The organism is Psychrobacter piechaudii (genome assembly GCF_900162825.1).
In the GTDB taxonomy this organism is placed as follows: Bacteria; Pseudomonadota; Gammaproteobacteria; order Pseudomonadales; family Moraxellaceae; genus Psychrobacter; species Psychrobacter piechaudii.
On the sequence record NZ_FUGE01000298.1, the window covers coordinates 1 to 1,634 of the forward strand.

Annotated in this window: 1 protein-coding gene and 1 pseudogene; both read left to right on the forward strand. The window is 31.8% G+C overall.

The window, feature by feature from the left end; all coding sequences use genetic code 11:
- Nucleotides 1-1,387: DEAD/DEAH box helicase (locus tag A1019T_RS13105; protein WP_244156673.1), on the forward strand; the 1,387-nt coding region annotated here is incomplete at its 5' end.
- Between the two features lie 2 nt (nucleotides 1,388-1,389).
- A pseudogene (locus A1019T_RS13110) lies at nucleotides 1,390-1,634 on the forward strand (hypothetical protein); the annotation flags it as partial.

Genomic DNA, 1,634 nt, shown 5'->3' on the forward strand with positions numbered 1-1,634 from the left:
TAACAGTAATGTTATTAAGGAGACTACATTACCTTTTGTAGAGAAATTTCAAGAAAGTGAAATGTATAAAATTAACTGCAAAGACAAAGATATAAGAAATAAGTTAAATAACTTTATCATGAGGCCTGATAGAGATTTTTTTAAACATATACTCCGCTCAGCTAATTTAGTGTTTACGACAACCAACTCAAGATTAATGTCTGATATTGTTCAAGAGAATATAAATTTTGACGTTTCCATTCTTGAGGAAGCAGCTAAAGCAACAGGTCTGGAACTTATTTCACCAATGATGGCATCTAATAAGAGGGTAATGATTGGTGATTATAAGCAGTTACCAGCATTTGCAGAGCCTACGATTAAGAAAATCATCAATAACCCAACTGCTTTGGATTTGTCTTTAGTTTTGGAGGTTTTAGAAGCAAGTGGTCTAAGAAATAATGTAAGTGATGAGATGGGGTTAAAGAGACATATGGATCATGAAAATAAATTAATAGTACTTAGAAACATGAGTCGTTATTTTTCATTATTTCAAAGTTTGAGCAAAGATGCAGAGACCATTAGAAACAAAGGACAAGAAAGTTTTGGAAACATACTTAACATACAACATAGAATGCACCCCGACATAGCAAATATTGTCTCGACGACTGTTTATGACAACACGTTAAATAGTCATCCAAAGAAAGTTCAACACTTTAATAACTTTAAACCTTTTTATTTTAAAGACTCACTATTAGAAGGCCTTAATTCGGATAAATCAATCTTATGGGTCGATATACCCGATAAGCAAAGCCAGTTAGGTATAGAAAGATTTGAAAACTCTTATGTTAATGAAAAAGAAATTGAGGTAGTAAGAGAGTTACTTTCTAAAATAACTACAGACGACAGTAAGGTATATTCAATAAAAGTTTTGAGCCCATACTTTAAGCAAGTATCTAGAATCAACAAACAAATTAATATAAAAGATATCGATTCTTGTTTTTCTATTGGTACGGATGGAAATCTGGCTTCAACTGTTGATTCTTTCCAAGGTAATGAAGCTGATGTCATTATTATAAGCATGGTTCGTCACAATAGTTTCACACCTATCAGTTCAGCTCTTGGATTTTTATCAGATATGAGAAGGATGAATGTACTATTAAGTAGAGCCAAGTATAAGCTGATAATCGTTGGCTGTTTTGGTTTGTTTAAGCGTTGGCAAGAAATATCAAGTCAAGATGCGTTAAATTCACGTAATGGTATGACCTTCGAGAATAAAGAGTTCTTGGATAGATTAGTAGATTACTGCATCTTAGATTACGAAACTATGAGAGATTCTTCCATTGAAGTGGATAAAAAGAATTTTAAGAACGTCAATTTCGTATCATCTACTAAATTTCTGAAGGTTTAACTATGAATAAAAAGGTCAATAATAGAAAGAAAAAAGCTAACGAAAAAGCTAAGTCTATAAAATATACGGTTGCTGTACCGTTCTTGAGCAATAGTTATCTTTTTAGTATTAGCAAAAAAATAGGCTGGTCTATCGTGGACTATTTGTTCTTAAAAGAGTTATATCATCAGGAAAGGACACTAAGTGAACTTAGCAAAAAATCTAATCTTAGAAAACAAATTATTCTTCAGATTGTATTACCTATGAG